The organism is Alsobacter sp. R-9, assembly GCF_054612375.1.
Genome location: NZ_JBTSWJ010000006.1, coordinates 136043 through 155709 on the forward strand (window position 1 = coordinate 136043; position 19667 = coordinate 155709).

The 19667-nt window shown below is 71.7% G+C and carries 13 protein-coding genes; 6 read left to right on the forward strand and 7 right to left on the reverse strand.

All coding sequences use genetic code 11. From position 1 onward, the window contains the following. Positions 1–39: 39 nt before the first annotated feature. Positions 40–738, forward strand: a complete 699-nt coding sequence (locus tag ACX9GQ_RS11725; RefSeq protein ID WP_459629721.1) for an RraA family protein — start codon at positions 40–42, stop codon at positions 736–738. Between the two features lie 29 nt (positions 739–767). Here the strand turns inward: ACX9GQ_RS11725 and ACX9GQ_RS11730 are convergent, their stop codons facing one another. Both ACX9GQ_RS11730 and ACX9GQ_RS11735 read right to left on the reverse strand, forming a co-directional pair. Further along, positions 768–1487 (reverse strand): RraA family protein, encoded by a 720-nt coding sequence (locus tag ACX9GQ_RS11730; protein ID WP_459629722.1) that lies wholly within the window; start codon positions 1485–1487, stop codon positions 768–770. An 82-nt stretch (positions 1488–1569) separates the two neighbouring features. After that, entirely contained in the window at positions 1570–2319 is a 750-nt protein-coding gene (locus tag ACX9GQ_RS11735; RefSeq protein ID WP_459629723.1) for an SDR family oxidoreductase, read from the reverse strand. A 208-nt stretch (positions 2320–2527) separates the two neighbouring features. Here ACX9GQ_RS11735 and ACX9GQ_RS11740 point away from each other — a divergent pair, with 208 nt between their 5' ends. From ACX9GQ_RS11740 to ACX9GQ_RS11755, 4 genes are read left to right on the forward strand one after another with little or no spacing between them, the layout of a single operon-like run. Continuing rightward, on the forward strand, positions 2528–3493 hold the full coding sequence (locus ACX9GQ_RS11740; RefSeq protein WP_459629724.1) for an NAD-dependent epimerase/dehydratase family protein: 966 nt from the start codon (positions 2528–2530) through the stop codon (positions 3491–3493). Then, positions 3490–4665 (forward strand): aminotransferase class V-fold PLP-dependent enzyme, encoded by a 1176-nt coding sequence (locus ACX9GQ_RS11745; RefSeq protein WP_459629725.1) that lies wholly within the window; start codon positions 3490–3492, stop codon positions 4663–4665. The genes ACX9GQ_RS11740 and ACX9GQ_RS11745 overlap by 4 nt, the downstream gene beginning before the upstream one ends. Then, complete coding sequence (locus ACX9GQ_RS11750; RefSeq protein WP_459629726.1) at positions 4662–6749, forward strand: hydantoinase/oxoprolinase family protein; 2088 nt, start codon at positions 4662–4664, stop codon at positions 6747–6749. Before ACX9GQ_RS11745 ends, ACX9GQ_RS11750 begins: the two co-directional genes overlap by 4 nt. Beyond that, positions 6746–8761, forward strand: a complete 2016-nt coding sequence (locus tag ACX9GQ_RS11755; protein ID WP_459629727.1) for a hydantoinase B/oxoprolinase family protein — start codon at positions 6746–6748, stop codon at positions 8759–8761. Before ACX9GQ_RS11750 ends, ACX9GQ_RS11755 begins: the two co-directional genes overlap by 4 nt. 24 nt (positions 8762–8785) lie before the next feature. Here ACX9GQ_RS11755 and ACX9GQ_RS11760 read toward each other — a convergent pair whose 3' ends face one another. The 3 genes from ACX9GQ_RS11760 to ACX9GQ_RS11770 form a co-directional block, all read right to left on the reverse strand. Further along, positions 8786–9778, reverse strand: a complete 993-nt coding sequence (locus ACX9GQ_RS11760) for a Gfo/Idh/MocA family protein (RefSeq protein WP_459629728.1) — start codon at positions 9776–9778, stop codon at positions 8786–8788. Between the two features lie 160 nt (positions 9779–9938). Continuing rightward, positions 9939–12653: a CoA-binding protein gene (locus ACX9GQ_RS11765; protein ID WP_459629729.1), complete on the reverse strand. Its 2715-nt coding sequence runs from the start codon at positions 12651–12653 to the stop codon at positions 9939–9941. 11 nt (positions 12654–12664) lie between these two features. Continuing rightward, the gene (locus ACX9GQ_RS11770) at positions 12665–13960 is read right to left on the reverse strand and encodes an ATP citrate lyase citrate-binding domain-containing protein (protein WP_459629730.1); all 1296 of its coding nucleotides are present in this window, start codon (positions 13958–13960) and stop codon (positions 12665–12667) included. 252 nt (positions 13961–14212) lie between these two features. On the opposite strand from ACX9GQ_RS11770, the gene ACX9GQ_RS11775 reads away from it, so the two are divergent. Beyond that, entirely contained in the window at positions 14213–15901 is a 1689-nt protein-coding gene (locus tag ACX9GQ_RS11775) for a M14 family metallopeptidase (RefSeq protein ID WP_459629731.1), read from the forward strand. Between the two features lie 50 nt (positions 15902–15951). Here the strand turns inward: ACX9GQ_RS11775 and ACX9GQ_RS11780 are convergent, their stop codons facing one another. Together ACX9GQ_RS11780 and ACX9GQ_RS11785 are read right to left on the reverse strand one after the other, a co-directional pair. Then, positions 15952–17685 carry a thiamine pyrophosphate-binding protein gene (locus ACX9GQ_RS11780; protein ID WP_459629732.1) on the reverse strand — a complete coding sequence of 578 codons (1734 nt, stop codon included), beginning with the start codon at positions 17683–17685 and terminating at the stop codon, positions 15952–15954. 422 nt (positions 17686–18107) lie between these two features. Continuing rightward, positions 18108–19667 (reverse strand): class I adenylate-forming enzyme family protein, encoded by a 1560-nt coding sequence (locus ACX9GQ_RS11785; protein ID WP_459629733.1) that lies wholly within the window; start codon positions 19665–19667, stop codon positions 18108–18110.

Genomic DNA, 19667 nt, shown 5'->3' on the forward strand with positions numbered 1-19667 from the left:
TTCCGCACCGGGGTCGGGAACACGTTCGCGAGGCACGCGGTGACCGTTGAGAAGCAGACGCTCGAGATGCTGTCGGCCGCCGGGGTGCCTGCAGTCAGCCAGACGCTGTTCGGCCTCGGCATCATGAACGCCTTCATCCCGGGGCTCTCTCCCGCCAGTCCCGACACCTGTCGCTTCGCCGGTCCGGCCTGCACGTTGCGTGCCATCCCGATGCGCGAGGACATCCGCGTCGCGATCGCCGAGGGCAGGCTCCCCAATCCCCACCGGCAGGCGCTCGCGGGCGTGAAGGCGGGCGAGGTGATCGTGACCGACATCGGCGACATTCCCCGCATCTCGCTGTTCGGCGACCTCATCGGCACGCACCTCGCCAACCGCGGGGTCGCGGGCATCGTCACCGACGGCGGCGTCGCCGACCTCGCGGCGCTGGCCGCGGTCCCGCTGCCGGTCTTCTCCGCAGGGTCCGCGCCGGTGCCGGCCTCGGGCCGGGTGGTCGTCGTCGACATCCGCCAGCCGATCAGCTGTCGCGGCGTTCCCGTCTACGACGGCGACATCGTCGTCGGCGATCCGGCGGGCGCGGTCGTGGTGCCGGCGCACCTGGCTGACACGGTGGCTGAGAAGGCGCTGGAGAAGGAGCGGCTCGAGGCCTTCCTTCTCGAACGCCTGCAGGCCGGGGCCCCGCTCGAGGGCACCTATCCGCCGAATGCGGAGACCCTCGCCGCGTACCGCGCGCGCGGCTGAGGCCCCCGGGCCGACGCCCCCCGCGGCCGTCAGCCCCGAGACGCCTTCCAGGCCTCGTATTCGCGCATCGTCTCTTCGTTCGCCGGATAGAGGCCCTTCAGCGGGCGTCCAGTCCGCGCCTGCGCGATGACCCACGCCTCGAACGCCTCCCGGTCGGCGGCGGCCTGCGCGATCTCCTCGGCAAGGTGTGCGGGGATCACGACGATTCCGTTCGGATCGCCGAAGACGATGTCGCCGGGGAACACCGGAACGCCCGCGCAGCCGATGGGCGCCTGCAGCTCGACGACGAGCCGGTGCGACGTGACCGGCGTGCCCGCCGTCCCGCAACAGAACACCGGAAACGGGATCGTGGCGATGGCGGCGGCGTCGGACACCCCGCCGTCGAGCACGGCGCCCGCCGCCCCCTTGGCCATGAAGTGCGTCGTCATGATGTCGCCCATGAAAGCCGTGCGGGTCTCGCCGTCCATGGCGACCACGAGGACGTCGCCGGGGCCGAGCCGGGCGGTCGCCTCGCCCTGCAGGTTGGGCCGCTCGCCGCGCGCCGTCGCCTCGACGAGGTCCTCGCGCACGGGAATGGTCCGCACGGTGAAGGCCCGGCCGACGAAACGGGCGGCGGCGGGGTTCAGGGGCTTGGGGGCCTGCATCATCATCCCGCGCAGGCCCTTTCGGTAGAGCAGTGAGACGACGGTGGGCACGGCGACCCCGTCGAGCAGGTGGCGGATGCGGTCGAGGGCGGCGGCGTCGATCACGGGTGTCTCCCCAGGGCATGCTGCGAAAAGGTGGAAGCCGGCTCTTTGCGAAAAGCCTGCGGCCACCAGGGAAGGAAAGGCGTCACGCGGCGAGCCACCCGCCGTCCACCATCAGGCAGCTGCCGGTGGTGAAGCTGGCGTCGTCGCCTGCCAGGAAGAGGATCGCCCGCGCCACCTCCTCGGCACGGCCCAGCCGGCCGAGCGGGTGTCGGGCGACGGAGCGTGCCTTCGCGCCCTCGGGATCCGGGCTCCGGTTGAAGGCGCGAGCGAGCAGCGGGGTGTCGATGGCGCCGGGCACGACCGCATTGACGCGGATGCCGTCCCCGGCGTGGTCGAGCGCCATGCACCGGGCGAGGCTGAGCACGGCGCCCTTCGAGGCGAGGTAGGGCGCATTCGAGCGCCCCCCGGCCAGCGCGAGCTGCGAGCCCACCAGCACGATGGACCCCCTCTGCGTCTCGACCATCCCCGGGAGAAGGGCGCGACACCAGAGGAACGTCCCGGTGAGGTTGGTGTTGAGCACCGCGTGCCAGTCGTCGAGCGTGCTGTCCACGACGCTCTTCCCCGTAGACCAGCCGGCCGCGGTGACGAGGATGTCGGGCGTGCCGAAGCGGGCACGGGCGGCGGCCGCGTGCGCCGCCACCGTCGCCTCGTCGCCGACGTCCCCGACCAGGGCCAGTGCGTCGGGTAGCTCGGCGCACAGCGCGTCAAGCGCCGCCCCGTTGCGATCCACCGCGACGATCCTCGCGCCGTGCGAGGCCAACAGCCGCGCCGTGGCGGCGCCGATGCCGGTCGCCGCGCCCGTGATGACCGCTATTCGCCCCGACAGGTCCATCCCGCCTCCTCCCGAGAACCGGCGGCGACCGCCGGCCTCCACGCCCTTCGCCCGCCCCCGGCGGCGCCGCGAAGCGGCCGCGCGGCCGGCCGGATGCCCGGCCGTGCGCGCTCCTCGACACCCGTCGGAACCGCTCCGTCACGCCGTCCCCGGATTCCGTGCGAGCGGCAGATGACGCCGGCTCCGACTTTGAGCTATGTAATACTGTATGACAATCCTCGTTACGGGCGCCGGCGGTTTCGTGGGTGCCCACGTCGTCGCGTCGCTCCTGCGGAATGTCCCCGGCGAAGCCGTGGTGGCGACTGATCTCGCGCCGCCGCCCGAGGCCGTGTTCGGCTTCTGGACGAGCGGCCCGGTCACGTTCGAGACCCTGGACGTGGTCGACCGGGACGGCGTGCGCAGCGCCATCGACCGGCACCGGCCGCGCGCCGTGATCCACATGGCGGCCATCACGCCGTCCCTCGCGATGGAGACGGCCGATCCGCTGCGCGTCATCGACGTCGACATCGGCGGCGCGGCGAACGTCATCGACGCCGCCACGGCATCCCCCGGCATCGAGCGCGTCGCGGTGCTGTCGAGCAGCGTCGTCTACGGGTTCCGCCCCGACCTCCCCTCCCCCGTGCCGGAAACCGTCCCCGCCGACCCGCTCGGTCTCTACGCGGTGTCGAAGCTGGCGTGCGAGGGCCTCGCCCGGCGCTTCGGCCTGCTGCGCGGCGTGTCGACCGTGGCGGCTCGCGTTACTGCCGTCTACGGCCCGATGGAGCGGCCGACGGCGCACCGCGAGACGATGAGCCAGCTCTACCCGCTGTTCGAGGCGCTGCGCCGCGGCACGCCGATCTCGGCGACGCCCTCCGAGACGGTGCGCGACTGGACGCATGCGGACGACGTGGGCGACGGCCTCTGCGCGCTGCTCGCGGCCCCGAGCCTGCGACACCCGGTCTACAACCTGTCGCGTGGCGTCGGGTGGCGGTGGTCGCAGGTGCTCGACCTGTTCCGGTCGGCCGGCCTCGACATCCGGATCGAGCCCGACGCGTCGCGCGCCGACGCCTCCTTCGACGCTGCGCTCGGACGTCCGCCGCTCGACGTCTCGCGGCTGGCCGTGGACACGGGGTTCCGCCCCGCGCGCAACCTTCCGGACGCGATCGCCCGCGCGGCGACGGGGGACTGGCGATGAACGCACTGGGACGAAGCCTGCTGCCGCTGTGGGCGCTCGAGGAGGGCATCACCTTCCTCAACCACGGGTCCTATGGCGCCACGCCGCGGGACGTGACGGCCGAGGCCGACCGCTGGCGGGCGCGGCTGGAAAGCCAGCCTGTGCGCTTCTTCAACGACGAGTTGCCGGCTGCCATCCGCCACGCCGCGACGCGCCTCGCCGGCTTCGTCGGCGTTCCGGCGGACCGCCTCGGCTTCGTCGAGAATGCGTCAGACGGCACCAACGCCGTGCTGCGGTCGGTGCGCTGGCGCGAGGGCGACGAGATCCTCACGACGAGCCACGTCTACAACGCCGTGCGCAAGAACCTCGCATGGCTCGCAAGCATGACAGGCATCGTCGCCGTCGAGGCGCAGGTGCCGTTCCCCACGCCCGACGGGCAGTGCGTCGTCGACGCCATCGAACGGGCCATCACGCCGCGAACGCGCCTGATCCTCGTCGATCACATCGCCTCGGCCTCCGCCGTCGTGCTGCCGCTGCCCTCGATCGTGGCCCTCGCCCGCGCCCACGGCATCCCGGTGCTCGTGGACGGGGCCCATGGTCCCGGCATGATGGACCTCGACATCGAGGCGCTGGGCGCGGACTGGTACGTCGGCAACTGCCACAAGTGGCTCTGCTCGCCCAAGGGCTCCGCCTTCATCGCGGTGTCGGCGAACCCCGCCTGGGAGGTGCACCCGACGGTGATCTCCCACAACTACGGGCAGGGCTTCGCGGCCGAGTTCGACAAGATCGGCACGCGCGACTACGCGCCCTGGCTCGCGACGCCCGCGGCCATCGCCTTCCACGAACGGCTGGGCGGCCCGGCGCTGCGCGCGCGAAACATGGAGCTGGCGCGGCGACACGCGGTCCGGCTCGCCACGGAGCTCGGCACCGACACCGGAGCGCCGACGGCCCTCTTCGGCTCCATCGCGACCATCCGCCTGCCGTGGGACGGCCCGGCCGACTGGGACGTCGCGCGGCTGCTGCGCCAGCGGCTGTGGGAGCGGCACCGGATCGAGATGCACGTCACGGCGCTCGCCGGTGCCCTGTGGGCCCGCATCTCGGCGGCCGCCTACAACGAGGACGACGATTATGCCGGCCTCGCGCCGGCGCTGAAGGACACTCTCTCGGCCACGAGGACTGGAACAACCGCATGAGCTGGCGTCACACGCGCGTCGGAATCGACGTGGGCGGAACCTTCACCGACTTCGTCCTCGCGGACATGGAGAGCGGGACCCTGCTCTTCCACAAGGAGCCGAGCGTCCCGTCCGACCCCTCGGCGTCGGTCGAGCGCGGCATCGCCGCCCTCGTCGCCGAGCACGGCGTCGATCCCGCGGGCCTCGAGCTCGTGGTGCACGGCACCACGATCGGCCTCAACGCCATCATCCAGCGGCGCGGCTCGCGCATGGCGATGGTGGTCTCGCCGGGCAACCGGGACGTGCTGGAGATCGCCCGGCTGCGCCTGCCCTCCTCCTACGATTTCACCGAGCCGCGCGAGGCGCCCCTCGTCCCGCGGCGCCTGATGTTCGAGGTGTCGGCCCGCGTCCGCTCCGACGGCACCGTCGAGAGCCGCCCCGACACCGCCGAGCTCGACGATCTCGCCCGGCGCATCGCGGCGACCGGCGTCGAGGCCGTGGCCATCATGCTGCTGAACTCCTACCGCGACGCCGCGCTGGAGCGCGAGATCGGCGAGGCGCTGCGGGCGCGGCTGCCGGGCGTGCTCGTCACCGAATCCGCGGTGCTCTGGCCGGAGATCCGCGAGTACGAGCGCTCGCTCGTGGCGGGCCTCAACGCCTACATCCACCCGCTGATGACGCGCTACTTCGACCGCCTCACGGCTCGCGTCGCGGGCAAGGGCGTCGCAGGTCCCATCTACATCACCGCCAACAACGGCGGCACGCTGTCGCTGGATTCGGCGCGCCGCCGCCCCATCGACACGGTGCTGTCCGGCCCCGCCTCCGGGGTCGTGGCGTCGACGCGCGTCGGCGTCGCGGTCGGGCGCCGCAAGCTCGTCACCATCGACATGGGCGGCACCTCCGCCGACATCTCCATCGTCACCGACGGCACGCCCGAGTTCACCACGCAGACCTTCGTCGGCGACTTCCCGCTGATGATGCCGGTCGTCAACGTCGGGGCCATCGGCGCCGGCGGCGGGTCGATCCTGTGGGTGGACGCGCAGGGCATGCTGAAGGTCGGCCCGCTCTCGGCCGGCGCCGACCCCGGCCCCGTCGCCTACGGGCGCGGCGGAACCGCTCCCACCGTGACCGACTGCTACCTCGCGCTCGGCATCCTCGACGCCGGGCGCTTCCTCGGCGGGCGCATGCCACTCGACGTCGACGCCGCGCGCCGCGCCCTCGACGCCATCGCGGGGAAGCTGGGCCTCACCGGCCCCGACCGCGCGCTCGAGGTCGCCGAGTCGGCGCTGCGCGTCGCCAGCGCCAAGATGGCGACCGAGCTCACCAAGCTCATGGCGACCGCCGGCGTCGACCCGCGCGACTTCGCCCTCGTGGCCTATGGCGGCGCCGGCCCCACCCACGCCAACCTCCTCGCCGAGGAGGCCGGGCTCGACGCCGTCATGGTGCCGATTGCCCCCGGCACGTTCTGCGCAATGGGCGCAATCCTCGCCGACGTGCGGCGCGACTACGTCCACACCGCCCGGCACCTGATCGCCCCGGCGGGGACGCGCGACGCGGCGAAGGACGCCTTCCCCGTGGTCGCGTCCATCATCGCCGATCTCGAGCGCGAGGCGGTCGCCTGGGTCGAGAAGGAGGGCGCGCTGATCGGCGAGCACGACACCGTCGTGGCGCTGAAGCTGCGCTACCCCGAGCAGGCCTACGAGCTCGAGGTGATCGTGCCGCAGGAGCTGCGGGCCGGCCTCGACGCTGCGACGGTGGCGCGGCTCTTCCACGCCGAGCACGAGAGGCTCTACGGCTTCGCAGAGCCGCAGAGCGCCATCCAGGTGACGACGGTGCGCCTCGGCGTCATCGGCCGCGTGCCTCCCGTCGCTCTGCCCGACGTGCCGCCGCGCGAGGCCGCGCCCATCGGGCACCGCACGGTCCGCTTCGGCGGCCGCGACATCGAGGCCGCCGTCCATGCCCGCTCGGGCATCGGCGCCGGCAGCCTGGTGCGCGGCCCCGCCATCGTCGAGCAGCCGGACACCACGGTCTACATCCTGCCCGGGTGGCAGGCCCGCGCGGACCGCCTCGGCACCCTCCACCTCACGCGTGAGACCCAGCCATGACCGTCGATCGGGTCAGCCTCGAGATCTTCTTCCACAAGGTCACCGCCATCACCGAGGAGATGGCGATCACGCTGCAGCGCACCGCCCGCACTACCTACGTGAAGGAGGCGGGCGACTACGGCTGCGCGCTGGCGACGCCGGAGGGCCGGTTCTTCGCCTATCCGAAGGTGCTCGGCGTCTCGGGCTTCCTCGACAGCAACGTCGGCCCCGCGCTCTCCCGCATCCCGGAGCTGGAGCCCGGCGACGTCATCATCACCAACCATCCTTATGCGAGCGAAGGCCTCGCCACGCACATGCCGGATCTGCACCTGATCCGGCCGATCGTGATCGACGGAAGGGTCGTGGCGCACGCGTGGGACTTCATCCACTCCGCGGACATCGGCGGCGGCGTGCCGTCCTCCATCTCGCCCCGCTTCTCCGACCTCTACCAGGAGGGCTTCCAGATCCCGCCGATGAAGCTGGTCAAGGCGGGCCGGATGAACGAGGACTTCATCACGCTCTACCGCTCCAACTGCCGCACGCCCGACGCCAACCTCGGCGACATCAAGGCCATGCTCGCGGCGCTCGCCGTGGGCGACAAGCGCGTGCGCGAGCTCGTGGCCCAGCTCGGCGTCGACGGCTTCCTCGCCATGCAGCGCGGCCTCGTGGACTATGCAGCGGAGAAGGCGATCGCCGTGCAGCGGCGCATCCCCGACGGCACCTACGAGTTCGCCGACCTGCTGGACGACGACTACGTCTCCAAGGTCCCCGTGCGCGTGCGCTGCCGCCTGACGGCGAAGGACGGCCACGTGCACCTCGACTTCACCGGGTCGGACCCGCAGGTCGCGGCCGCCTACAACATCCCCACGGCCGGCAAGCGGCATCCGTGGCTGACGCTGAAGCTGATGCACTTCGTCTACAGCCACGACAAGACGATCCCCATCAACTACGGCATGTTCGAGCACGTCACCGTCGAGGCCCCGGCCGGCACGGTGGTGAACCCGGAGGCGCCCGCCGCCGTGGGCGTGCGCAGCGCCACGGCGATCCGCCTCAACGAGGCGATCGTCGGCGCGCTCAACATCGCCAGCCCCGACCTGATGCCGGCGCCCTCGGGCGGCATCATGATCCCCTCCGTGCTCGTCGAGCAGGACCCCGTCACCGGCCGCCGCGCCGTGATGGTGCTGCAGTCGCTCGTCGGCGGCACCGGTGCCCGCATCGGCGCCGACGGCGTGGACGGTCGCGATTCCAGCCTCGCCAACCAGCGCAACACCCCCATCGAGAAGACGGAGGAGGAAGCCGCGGCGAGCATCGTCAGCTACTCCCTGCGCCCGGACTCGGGCGGCGCGGGACGCTGGCGCGGTGGCACCGGCGTGGTGTTCTCCGTGCGCATCGCGCGGGAAGGGTCGGCGGTTCTCGGACGCGGCATGGAGCGCTTCGTCTTCCGCCCCTGGGGCATGGCCGGCGGACGGCCGGGCGAGAAGGCTCGCGTCGTCGTCAACCTCGGCCAGCCGGACGAGCGCGAGCTCGGCAAGCTCGACATCTTCCACCCGAAGGTGGGCGACATCGTCACCATCATGACCCCTGGCGGCGGCGGCTATGGCGATCCGCTGGAGCGCGAGCCCGCGCTCGTGCTGGAGGACGTGCTGGACGGCTACGTCTCCGTGCCGGCGGCGCGGGAGGAGTACGGCGTCGTGATCGAGGGCGAGGCCGTCGACGAGGCCGCGACCCTCGCGCTGCGCGGGTGCATGGCCCGCGAACGCGGGCCGCTGAAGCCGTTCGACTTCGGCCCCGAGCGCGAGGCGTGGGATGCCGTCTTCGACGACGCCAGCATGAGCCGCCTGAACGCGCTCCTGATGAAGCTCGGCACCCACATGCGCACCGAGCGGCGCCGGCAGATCTACGAGACCGTCGTTCCGGACCTGCCGAAGGTGGGCGTCAGGCCCCTGCACGACATCGTCGGCGACACCGCGGCGGCCCGATCCCGCCTCATGGGCGAGATCGCGCGGCTCGAGACCGAGCTGTCGGGACGCTGAACCCGGGGGGAAGAGCCGGCCGCCTCAGCCGATCCGGACGGGCAGGCCGCGCTCCGCCGACAGCGGCACGGCTTCGAACGCCGCGACGCCGTTGAGGATCTCCTCCGGCGTGATGGGATACGGCGCGTCTCCGCGGATGGCGGCGGCGAACGCCTCCAGTTCGGCGCGCTCGATGTCGAGCGGCCCGAACCGGTGCGTGGTCGCCTCGCCGGAGACCGGCGTCACCACCATCGTCTCCGATCCGCGCGTCTCAGCGAGCCCGTTGATCTCAACCTTCGCCTTCGTCCCGAAGACCTGGATGCGGTATGTCGCCGCCGTCGCCGTCATGGTGAGGAGCGACGCCGTCGCGCCGTTGGCCAGCCGGAAGAGCACGGCGGTGGTGTCGTCGAGCGGGATGTCGTGGACCCGCGCCGTGGTGATGGCGAAGACCTCGGTGATCGGTCCGAGGAAATGGATGATGGCGTCGATGTGGTGGATGCCCGATCCCGCCAGTCCCCCGGCCGGGCTCTCGCCCGGGGCCACCCGCCACATCTCCTTCGTGTAGCGGCCCACGGCGTTGAAAGAGAAGTTCGTCTCGACATGGAGGACCGTGCCGAGCTCCCCCGCGTCGATCATGCGCTTCAGCGCGGCGACGGGCAGGAGCCAGCGGCGGTTGTGCCCCGCCGCGACGATGATGCCGGCATCCCGCGCCGCGTCGAGCGCCCGCGCCGCGCTCTCGCGCTTGAGGGCGAAGGGCTTCTCGACGAAGACAGGCTTGCCCGCGCGCGCGCAGGCCACCACCTCGTCGGCGTGCTTCGAATGGGGTGTGGCCAGGACGATCCCGTCGATGGAGGGATCGGCCAGGGCGGCATCGAGGCCGGGAAGCGGCTTGATGCCCAGCGGATCGCAGAAGGCGGCGGCAGACGCCGGGTCGCGCGTCACGGCGGCGGCGAAGCGCACCGAGTCGCTCTTCCCCTGCACCGCGTTGACGAGAACCTTCCCCCAGCGGCCGAGGCCGACGACGGCGAGCGAGATCATGCGTGACTCCCGGAAACGACCGCGGCCCGGAGCGAGCGAGGGGACCGCCACCGTCATCTTGCATGGGGACCGCGGGCGACGGAAGCATGCGGGAGCCTGCCGCCGATGCAGACAGCGCATGCGAGGGTGCGGAGGCCGCGCGCCGCCCCGGCCGTTCGTCTCAGGCGACGAAGGAGCACTGCTCCTGCGGCGTCCGCGTGTCCATGTTGCGGCCGCGGTTGAGGTGGTCGTCGATCTCGGCGGCGGCGCCGATCATGCGGCCGTAGAGGAAGACGTTGAAGGCCGCCGTCTCGAGCTCGTGGTCGGTGATCCGGCCGGCGCGATGGTCCTTCCACAGCACGGCGAGCAGCAGCGCCGCGATCACGGCGTCGACGTTGACGCAGAAGACGGTGGGGGTCGCACCCTCCTCGTAGAGCGCGTGCACGAGTTCAACGTAGAAGGCGTGGAAGACGTTGTAGTCGCCCCGGCGCGCCATGTCGTCGGCGATGAATCGCTCGCGCGGATCGTGGTTCACCGGCTTGCCGCGGAACACCGGGTGGTGGACGCCGGGCAGCGCGCGCGGCTCGCTCTGGCCGAGCTCCTTGGACCGCTTCTTCTCCGCCCGGTAGCTGCGGGCGAAGTCGCGGGCCAGGGCCTTCAGGTCGATGCCGTGGGCAGGGTCCGTCGGGTCGTCCAGGGGGACGTCGCGGAACTGCTCCAGCAGGAAGGAGATGCCCTCGTAGCCGTTGCCGCCATGGGCGTAGCCGCTGTGGCTGAGGAAGCCGATCATGCCCTTGTTGATCTGCACCCGGCCCGGCGTCTGCGGCCCGTCCGCCGAGACCGCACCCTTGGCGCCCTGCGCCGAGATCGCGCCGGGGCCGTTGGAGATGAGCAGGCCGACCAGCATCTGCAGCAGGCGCGCCTCGCGCTCGCCGGGCTTCTTGCCGATGAGCGGCAGGCACAGGAAGTCGGCCATGGTCCAGTGGCCGAAGCGCTCGTCGCGCGGGATGCCGCAGAGGCTGCCGTGCTGGTGTTCCCGGCCGGGGATCGAGGCGCCGATCATCACGCCGTAGAGCCGCAGGTACCAGGGCAGCGTCTCCGCCGTCAGGCGCGAGATGCGCTTGCGCATCAGCGGTCCCCACGCGATCGTCATCGCGATGGCGGCGAGCACCGCGTCGCGCGACGGCTGCACGCCGAGCCGCGACAGGAAGACGAGGAAGATCGACGCGCCGCCGCGGGTCTTCACCGCCCGCAGCATGGCCTCGGGGCGCGGGTCCGCGGCCTCCTCGGGCGATGCTGCGAACAGCGCGCGCTGCTCCTCCGTCACCGTGATGGGCGCAAGGTCGAACGCCTCGTCGTGGGCGTCCTGCATCCCGGAATGGGCGAAGAGGTCGATGAGCAGCCGCCCGCACGCAAGCGTCCGCTCGACGCGCTTCGGCCCGATGATCGCGGCCGCCGCGGCCATCACCGTGTTCGGCGAGTTGCCCGCCTCGCGTGCCGCGTCCGCCGCCATGATGGCCGGATCGCCGACGAGGTTGATCTCGGCCGCGACGGCGATGTCGAGCATCGCCCGGTCGTTCTCCGTCGCGATCTCGTGCACGAGCGGCAGGGCGAAGTGCGCCTGCACCGGCTGCAGCGCGAGCTCCGTCACCGGGTGCCCGTGCACGCTCGTCACCTGCGTGCCGGTGTTGAGCACGGAGGCGCCCGAGCGGTCCTTCATCCCCTGCCGCGGGATCACCGCGCCGATGGTGCGCGACAGCGCCTCGATCTGCTCGTCGTAGGGCGCCATCGCGCGCACGACGGGCAGCCGGATGTCGGGCGGCAGGTCGAGGCCCTGGTCGTTGGCAAGCCACGGCTTCAGCGACAGCGAGCCCGTACCGGCGAAGTCGGGCTTCACGCCATTCAGCGCCATCACCGCGGTGAGCGCCGCCGGGATGTCGGCGATGTTGGTGACCACCGCGCCGCGCTTCGACACGCAGGGCCGCTCGGGCGTGTAGAGCTCCTCCACGCCGACCGCCTCGCGGAACCAGCGCTCCTTGTCCTCCGCGCGGTCGCCCGAGCCCGCCATGGCGCCGGCATGGCCGACGGCGCGGGTGAGCTTCGACTTCCACCGCCCCACCACGCAGGCCACGATCGGCTTGTCAAAGGCGACGCCCGCCTCGTAGTAGCCGCCCGGCTCGGCGTAGAGCACCGCGGCCCGCGTGCGCGGGTCGGCGTGGAAGGCATGCGCGAAGTCGCGCGCCGCGTAGTGGATGTAGACGTCCTTGCCCGACGAGATCAGCGTCGTCGTCCCCCACCCCTCGGAGGCGAGGTACTGGGCGATGGTGGTGGTGAAGCTCCCCGAGTTGGAGAAGATCGCGATGGAGCCCTTCAGCAGCACCTCGTCCGGCTTGTCGCCGCCGAGCGCACCGCCGATGCGCACGCGGTTCCATGAATCCGCGACGCCGAGGCAGTTGCCGCCGATGATGTCGACACCGTTCGCCTGCCCCATCGCCCGGATCTCGCGGGCGTCGTGCACGGACACCTTCTCCGTCACGATCACGATCTTGCGGATGCCGCGGTTGACGCGGATCAGCTCGGCGACGCCGTCGCGTACGCTGGGCGGCGGCAGGTAGACGACGCCGGTGTCGAAGGCGTGCCCGTCGTCGAGGCCCTCGCGCACGCTGTTGTACACGGGGATGTCGCCGATGGGCGTCGGCAGCACCTGCCCCCGCCGCCCGGGCGAGGTGCCGAACACGACGTTCCCGCCGGAGAAGGCGTGGCTGACCGGCGTCACCTGACGGGACTCGCCGCCCAGGATGTTGAGCACGCAGACGCGGTCGTCGCGCCGCGCCACCTCCTCCAGCGAGGGGATGCCGAGATAGTAGGGGAAGCCGGGGAGTCCGTTGCGGGGCATGTCGGCCTCCCTCACTGCGCCGCGGCGTGGGACGCCGGGACGAGCCCCATCCGCCGCGCCACCTCGGCGCGGCCGCCCGCCTTCATCCACTCGTCCACCTTGCGGGCGTAGTTCACGACCTCCGAGATGGCGCTGTCGAAGCCGAAGAAGCGGTACGGCACCCCCAGCGCGTCGCAGGTCTCGGCGAGCGCGCCCATGCCGCGGATGAGGTTCGGCCCGCCGCGGCCCACCACCACGTAGAGCGGCGTGCGGCCATGCGCGCTGCAATGCTCGCGCAGCCCGTCGCCCATGGCGCGGAAGGTCTCGTAGATGTCGGTGTTGTTGGACTTGCCGCCGATGATGAAGAGCACGTTGGCCTGGCGCAGCCAGTGCTTGTAGCAGATCTTCGCCACCTGCTTCATCTTCTCGTAGGGCGGGTTGCCGCCGAAGTCCGAGGAGATGATCGCCGCGTCGCCGAGCACCTCGGTGACCAGCGAGTTCGCGCCGCCGCCGAAGGTCGGCGCCAGGATCGTGCCCCGGTCGTTGACGACGAAGACGTCCGACTGCCCCTGGTGCGTGCGCAGCTCGTTCACCTCCTGCTCGAAGTCGGAGGTGTCGGCGGTGAAGATGTGCTGCGGCAGGTCGAGCCGCTGCCAGCGCTGGTCGTCGCGGTCGAACCCGCACTTGAAGTCGCAGGCCACCGGCGTCAGCCGGCCGTCGCGCCCCGGTCGCATGCGCAGCGGGTTCAGCTCCAGCGTCGTCATGCCGTAGTGGTGCACCAGCTCCCACAGCTTCGGCAGGTACTGCACCAGCGGCGAGATGATCTCCCTCGGTGCGCCGATGTCGGAGAGCGCGTTCGCCACGACGAAGGCCTTGAGCCCCGTCAGCGCGTCGAACGGCACCTCCGCGATCTCGCGCCGGTCCACCTCCTCGATCTCCATGCCGCCGCGGTGCGTCAGCGTCATCGTCGGGGCGCGGTAGACGGTCGAGTCCGTGATCGAGAAGTACACCTCGTGCTCGGCCGGCACGCCGCCCTCGAAGGTGACGCCGTTCGACTTCGCGATGGCCTCGCCGTGCCGGTGCTCGACGAAGTAGAGCCGCTCCTTCTCGGCGAGCGCGGTCTTCAGGTCCGTCGCCCGGCCGATCAGCCCGGCCTTGCCCTTCTTGCCGATGGCGCCCTTGAACAGCGGCTTGATGAAGATCTGCCGGTGCCGGGTGATGAGGTCCTTGATCTCGTCCTCGCTCGCCCCGGGGCCGAGAACCTCCGCCACGGGGAAGTCGACGTGCTTCAGCAACGGCGCGCCGTAGAGGAGACCTGCGATCTGCATATTCCCCTCCACGCATCACCGTGCGCCGCTGCGGCGGCATGTCCAAGTGATCGATGATGCGCGACATATTGACGCAATTCGCCTGCCCCGCCTAGCGCGATCTCCGCAGCGGCCGGAAAGCCCTGTGCACGCCCTGCGACAGGAGGCGCGGCACCATGGGCCGCAGCTCCGCCATCCCGCCGCGCCGCTTGCGCCCCCGGCGCCGCGTGGGGGACGATGCGCGCACCTTCCCCACCCCGAGGACACGCGCCCGTGGCCAGCTCTGCCCCTGCCCTGCCGGACATCGCCTTCGACCGCTACTACACCTACGCCGAGATGACGGAGCGCCTGAAGGCGCTGGTCGCGGCCCACCCTCACCTCGCGACGATGCGCTCGCTGGCCAAGACCTTCCAGGGCCGCGACGTCTGGCTCGTCGAGATCACCAACCCGAAGACCGGCCCGGCGGCCGAGAAGCCCGGCTACTACATCGACGCGCAGATCCACGCCGAGGAGCACGCCACCAGCGCCACGGCGCTCTACGCCATCTGGCACCTGCTGACCGGCTACGGCCGCGACCCGGAGGTGACGCGCCTCGTCGACCAGCAGGTGTTCTACATCCTGCCGCGCATCAACCCGGACGGGGCCGAGCTGTCGCTGGTGCCGCCCTACTACAACTGGTGCGGCAACGGCCGCTTCATGCCCGGCTTCGACCGCATCGAGGGCCTCATCCCGGAGGACCTCGACGGCGACGGCACCATCGTCTGGATGCGCGTGCCCGACGGCAAGGGCGAGTGGAAGAAGAGCGAGGTCGATCCCCGCATCATGGTGCAGCGCCGCCCCGGCGAGGAGGGCGGCGAGTACTATCGCATCTATCCCGAGGGGCGGATTCGCAACTTCGACGGCGTCAACGTGCCGGTCGAGATGCCGTTCGACGGCAACATGAACCGCAACTTCCCGACGCACTGGTCGCCGCAGGAGTACGGCGCCGGCGAGCACCCGCTCTCCGAGCCCGAGGCGCACGCCATGGCGCGCCTCATCCTCGACCATCCGAACATCTGCGGCATGTGCGCCTACCACACGCATGGCGGCATCATCATGCGGCCGAGCATGACCAAGCCCGACAGCGCCATGGGCGCGCGCGACATCGCGCTCTTCAAGGAGATCGGCAAGGTCGGCACCGAGCTCACCGGCTATCCCACCGTGTCGATCTACGAGGACTTCACGCCGGACAAGACGAAGATCCGCCGCGGCGGGCTGATGGACTGGACCTACGAGGAGCTCGGCATCATCTCGTTCGGCACCGAGCTGTGGGACCTCGAGCGCGAGGCGGGGGTCCAGAAGGTCGGCTACATGAACCTCTACCCGCGCACGGAGGAGATCCAGATCAAGGTCTTCGGCTGGGTGCTGGAGAACGTCGGCGAGAAGGGCTTCCGCGACTGGACGCCCTTCGACCACCCGCAGCTCGGCCCCGTCGAGATCGGCGGCATGGTCAACATCTGGACCTACCGCAACCCGCCGGGACGCCTGCTGGAGGACATCTGCCGCCGCAACGTCCTCTTCAACCTCCGCCACGCCGCCTGCGCGCCGCGGGTGCGCGTCGACGAGGTGACGCTGGAGGCGCTGGGGGCCGACCTCTACCGTGTCCGCGCCGTCGTCGGGAACCACGGCTACCTGCCGACCAACCTCTCCGACGTGGCGCTCGCCAACAAGGTCGCGAAGCCGGTGCGCGTGCGCATCGCGGTCGACGGCGGCGAGGTGGTGATGAACCCCGTCGAGGCCGACCTCGGCCACCTCGCCGGCCGCAACGAGCGGCAGTACCCGTGGTCGCCCTGGGGCCAGCAGTGGACGGCGACGACGAAGCCCGTCGAATGGCTCGTCCGCCTCCCCGGCGGCCACGGCTCGGTCGAGGTCACTGCCGTCTCCGAGAAAGGCGGCACCCACCGCCTCCGCGCCCGCCCCTGACGCGCTGGCACGGTGCCGCGGCGGCCCCGCGCCTCACGCGGCCCCGCCGCCTACAGCAGCCCGCGGCGACGGCGCTCGGCGTCGTCCCAGGCGGTGAGCGCCTGGTAGTCCGGCACGAAGCCGAGGCCCTTCTCGGCGTCCGACGACACCGCCCCCTGCGAGGTGACCACGTCGACGACTGCGGGCGCGTTGGCGAGCGCGCGGCGGATGGCGCCCTCGAGGTCGGCCGGGTCCTCGACCCGCTCGCCGTGCGCGCCCAGCGCCCGCGCCATCGCGGCGTAGTCGGAGTGGCGCAGCGTCGTGCCGACGACGCGGCCGCCGTAGTTCATCTCCTGGTCGAACCGCTCGATGTTCCACGCCGCGTTGTTGGAGACGATGAACACCGCCTTGGCGCCGTGCCGCACCGCCGTGTCGACCTCCATGGCGTTGATCCCGTAGGCGCCGTCGCCGTTGACCGCGATCACCTGCCGGCCGGGGAAGGCGAGCGCCGCGGCCACCGCGAAGGGCACGCCGACGCCGAGGCAGCCGAAGGCCCCCGCGTCCATGTAGGTGCGCGCATTGAGTCCGACGCGGGCGAAGCTGAGCAGGTCGCCGCCGTCGGCGATGGCGATGTAGTCCTCCTCCGCCACACGCTTCAGCGCCTCGAAGATCGTCAGCGGGTGGATCTTGCCGTCCGGGCCGCGCTGCGGCGCCGCCGTCGCCGCGCCCTTGGCGATCCGTTCGCGGTGCTTGGCCCTGAGCCCGTCGGACCACGCCGTGTCGCGCTCGCCGGCATCGTTGCCGAGGCCTTCGGTCAGCGCATCGAGCGCGAGGTCCACGGCGGCGAGGATCTCCGGTTCGCCGCGGCGGTTGTCGACCAGTTCGCCCGCCGTGTCCGCGATGCGCAGGAAGGTCGCGTCGGGGAACACGGCCGGCGAGCCGAAGCCGACCTGGTAGTCGAGCTTGCGGCCGAGCGTGACGACGAGGTCGGCCTGCGCCATCGCGGCGGCGCGCACCGCGCCGACGACGGCGGGGTGCTCGGCGGGCACGAGGCCGCGGCTCTCCTGCGTGTCGAGGTAGAGTGCGCCAGTCGCGTCGAGGAAGCGCACCAGCGCGTCCGACGCGCCGCGCGCGCCGCGGCCCGAGATGACCAGCGGGCGCTTCGCGGCGCGCAGGGCCGCGACGCCTTCGGCGACGCGGGCGGCATCGGGCACCGGCCGGCGCGGCGGCTTCGGCACCAGCCAGTCGCGGGGGATGAGGTTGGGCGCGACGCGGGTGCGCAGCACGTCCGTCGGCACCTCGATGTAGGACGGGCCAGGCTCGCCCATGTCGCCCTCCGCCCGAGCGATCGCCTCGTCGAGCTCGCGGATCACCTGGTCGGCGACGCGCGCGGTGCGGCAGTAGCGCGTGACGGGCCGCAGGATGTCGACGTGCGGGATGTCCTGCAGCGGCCCCATGTTGGCCTGCGGCCGCGACGTGCAGCCGCCGATCAGCAGCAGCGGCACGCGGGCGAGCGACGCATTCGCAATGCCGGTCACGCAGTTGGTGACGCCGGGGCCGGCCGTCACCATGGCGACGCCGAGCGTCCCGGTCAGCTCCGCATGGGCGTGCGCCATGTGCACGGCCGCCCCCTCGTCGCGCACGTCGACGATGCGGATGCCACGCCGGGCGAGGTGGTCCCAGATCGGCTGGATGTGGCCGCCCTGCAGCCCGAAGATGCGGTCGATGCCGCGCAGCTGCAGCGCGTGCGCGATCCACGCCGCGATGGTGTCCTCGTCCCTGTTGAGGTCCTGCTGGACGGACATGGGCGTTCTCCTCGGTTCGTGCATCCTCCCGTCATGACGGGTGCGCGATGCATCTCGGATGATCCTCCCCTCCCCCTCGTGGAGAGGGGCCGGGGGTGGGGGTCTTGCGACGGCCGCGTCCCTACGGAAACAGCCCGTCGATGAAGTCCGCCCCCTGCTCCCCTCCCCCTTGTGGGGAGGGGTTGGGGGTAGGGGTCGCCGACAGCCGCTTCCCCGCGGAAACAGCCCGTCGATGAAGTCCGCCCCCTGCTGCCCTCCCCCTTGTGAGGAGGGGTTGGGGGTGGGGGTCGCCGACAGCAGCCTCCCCGCGGAAACAGGCCGTCGACGAAGTCCGCCCCCTGCTCCCCTCCCCCTTGCGGGGAGGGGTTGGGGGTGGGGGTCGCACGGCCGGGCGCCGTCGCCCCCGGGGTCGGCAGCCCGGGCTACGTCGCCCGCCCCGCCAGCATGTCCCGCAGGACGCGATGCAGGATCTTGCCCGTCGCGTTGCGCGGCATCTCGTGGTGCTCGAGGAACAGGACGGCCCTGGGCCGCTTGAACCCGGCGAGCCTGTCGCGCGTGAACGCGATCAGCTCGGCCTCGGTGACGGTGGCGCCCTCGCGCAGCACCACGGCGGCCTCGACCCGCTCGCCCCACTTGGCGTCCGGGCAGCCGACCACGGCGACGTCGCGCACGTCCGGGTGCTGGCCGATCACGGCCTCCACCTCGGTGGGATAGACGTTCTCGCCGCCGGTGATGATCATGTTCTTCTTGCGGTCGACGAGGCGGATGAACCCCTGCGGGTCGCGCAGCGCCATGTCGCCCACCGTCAGGTACTCGCCGCGGAACGCCTCGGCCGTCTTGGCCGGCAGGTTCCAGTAGCCCTCAAACGCGTAGGGCCCGCAGGAGTAGAGCTCGCCGATCTGCCCGTCGGGCACCTCGTTGCCATCGTCGTCGAGGAGCCGGATCGGTGCCGAGCCGACGACCTCGCGACCGACGGTGCCGAGGTGGTCGAACTGCTCGTCGGGATGCAGCATCGTCACCCAGCCGGCCTCCGTCGAGCCGTAGAGCTCGAAAAGCCCGGAGTTGGGGAACATCTCCATGACGGCGCGCTTCGTCTCGACCCGCGCCGGGGCCGAGGAGATCATCAGCTTCTCGACGCGCTCGAAGCCCGCCGTGCCGCGCTCGGCGGCCGGCACCTCGAGCATCATGATGTAGTGGGTGGGCGTCAGCGAGGTGAAGGTCACGCCCATCGAGCCGATGGTGCGCAGGCACAGCGCGGCATCGAAGTTCGCCCGCGAGAACACCGTCACGGCCGCGCCGACATGGAGGAACGAGGTGAAGAAGTTCAGCGAGTTCGCGTGGCACATCGGCATGACGAGCAGCGCGTCGTCCTTGCGCCCGAGCTTCAGCTCCACCGCCGTCATGTACGCAAGCATCGCCATGCCGCGGTGGTTGCGGATCGCGCCCTTCGGGTTGCCGGTGGTGCCGGAGGTGTACATCAGGCACCACGGGTCGTCCGGCGACACCGGCACGGCGGGCTCGGCGGCGGACGCGCCGGCCAGCAGCGTCTCGTAGGGCAGCCAGCCGGGCGCCGGTGCGGAGCCGATCAGCACGTAGCGGTCGGCCGGGACGGGCAGCGCGTCGCGGATGCCCTCGACGAGGCCGCGCAGCGCCTCCTCGGCGATGAAGGCGGCGACGCCGCAGTCGAGGCCGATGAAGCGCGCCTCCGCGCCCGTGAGGCGGAAGTTCACCGGCACCGCGATCAGCCCGGCCTTGGCGACGGCGACGTAGATCTCGGCCCACTCGACCCTGTTGTAGGCCAGCACGGCGACGCGGTCGCCCTTCTTCAGGCCGAGCCCGAGCAGGCCGTTGGCGAGCCGGCAGGCGCGGTCGTTCCAGGCGGCGAACGTCATGGTCCGCTCGAGGTCGCGCGCACCGATGCGGTCGGGCTGCAGGCGGGCCTGCGCGGTCAGCGTCTCGCCGGCCGTGAGCAGTCGGATCAT

Bases quoted from the DNA above. Each gene is read 5' to 3' on its own strand.
- ACX9GQ_RS11735 (WP_459629723.1), bottom strand. From the start codon at position 2,319: ATGGACCTGTCGGGGCGAATAGCGGTCATCACGGGCGCGGCGACCGGC.
- ACX9GQ_RS11740 (WP_459629724.1), top strand. From the start codon at position 2,528: ATGACAATCCTCGTTACGGGCGCCGGCGGTTTCGTGGGTGCCCACGTC.
- ACX9GQ_RS11745 (WP_459629725.1), top strand. From the start codon at position 3,490: ATGAACGCACTGGGACGAAGCCTGCTGCCGCTGTGGGCGCTCGAGGAG.
- ACX9GQ_RS11750 (WP_459629726.1), top strand. From the start codon at position 4,662: ATGAGCTGGCGTCACACGCGCGTCGGAATCGACGTGGGCGGAACCTTC.
- ACX9GQ_RS11755 (WP_459629727.1), top strand. From the start codon at position 6,746: ATGACCGTCGATCGGGTCAGCCTCGAGATCTTCTTCCACAAGGTCACC.
- ACX9GQ_RS11760 (WP_459629728.1), bottom strand. From the start codon at position 9,778: ATGATCTCGCTCGCCGTCGTCGGCCTCGGCCGCTGGGGGAAGGTTCTC.
- ACX9GQ_RS11765 (WP_459629729.1), bottom strand. From the start codon at position 12,653: ATGCCCCGCAACGGACTCCCCGGCTTCCCCTACTATCTCGGCATCCCC.
- ACX9GQ_RS11770 (WP_459629730.1), bottom strand. From the start codon at position 13,960: ATGCAGATCGCAGGTCTCCTCTACGGCGCGCCGTTGCTGAAGCACGTC.
- ACX9GQ_RS11780 (WP_459629732.1), bottom strand. From the start codon at position 17,685: ATGTCCGTCCAGCAGGACCTCAACAGGGACGAGGACACCATCGCGGCG.
- ACX9GQ_RS11785 (WP_459629733.1), bottom strand. From the start codon at position 19,667: ATGATCCGACTGCTCACGGCCGGCGAGACGCTGACCGCGCAGGCCCGC.